Source organism: Deltaproteobacteria bacterium (assembly GCA_019309045.1).
Taxonomy (GTDB): Bacteria; Desulfobacterota; Syntrophobacteria; order BM002; family BM002; genus JAFDGZ01.
On the sequence record JAFDGZ010000053.1, the window covers coordinates 28,147 to 29,063 of the forward strand.

The 917-nt window shown below is 50.7% G+C and carries 1 protein-coding gene and 1 pseudogene (1 of these 2 running past the window's edge); one reads left to right on the forward strand and one right to left on the reverse strand.

What is annotated here, in order from left to right; genetic code table 11:
- Positions 1–399, forward strand: a pseudogene (locus tag JRI89_11940) (MFS transporter) (it extends 735 nt beyond the left edge of the window).
- Between the two features lie 65 nt (positions 400–464).
- Here JRI89_11940 and JRI89_11945 read toward each other — a convergent pair.
- Positions 465–872, reverse strand: coding sequence for a hypothetical protein (locus JRI89_11945; protein MBW2071950.1), 408 nt, complete (start codon positions 870–872; stop codon positions 465–467).
- Positions 873–917: the final 45 nt, after the last annotated feature.

Consider the following 917-nt stretch of genomic DNA (forward strand, 5'->3'; position numbering starts at 1 on the left):
AGCCCGTTGATAGGCAGAGCCATTATTCGCTTCGGCGAGAGGAAAGTGCTGTCGCTGGAGTATGCCAGCCTGGTAATCGTTTTCAGTGCCTATGCCCTGGTCCAGTCCAAAGTGCTCGTGGCAGTGCTCTATGTACTGGATCATATATTTTTCAACTTTGCCATTGCCATCCGGACATATTTCCAGAAGGTCGGTGATGCTAAAGATATTGCCCCAAGTATGGCGGTCGGCTTCACCATCAATCATATTGCCGCCGTGGTACTGCCAGCGGTGGGCGGCATGGTGTGGATGGTCGACTACCGCCTGGTATTCATTGGTGGTGCGCTGATGAGTCTGGTGTCGCTGCTGGCAGTTCAGAAAATTCGCTTGGCAGCGCCGGAGCCACTCGGCAGCAAATGAAAGGAAGGGGAGTTTTGTTTTATCGGGCCGCTTTACAGGCAACAGCGGCTGCGGCTCGATTAGATTTATAGATACTTGAATTCCTTCACCGCTTCTTTTACCACAAAGATCCGGATGTTGTTGCTCCTGGTGTCAATCGGAAACAGAAAAAAACCTGTCTGGTTCGGATTATGCCCCAGGACGGTGCCCTGCAAGACTTCACCATCTTCAAAGCTCACTTCCACCCTGCGTCCTGATGCTCGGTCCTCGGGTTCAAAGGTTTTGCGTTCCTGATAATCTGGATCGCCCTCAAAGGTCTTGACGAAAAACACTGCTTTCAGCTCATTGAGCCGAATCTCAATGGGGTCACCAGAGACTCCCGTTGCGTGGTCATATAGGTGAAAAGTGTGCTTGTTTGGAAAAAAATCTTGAGAGTATCCTTTGGTCATGCGGCCGTCACGGAATCTGGCTACTATCTTTACTGGTTGCATCACCTTCTTCCTCCCTGGGATGAATGGTTACCGCTACTGTGTTAGCCT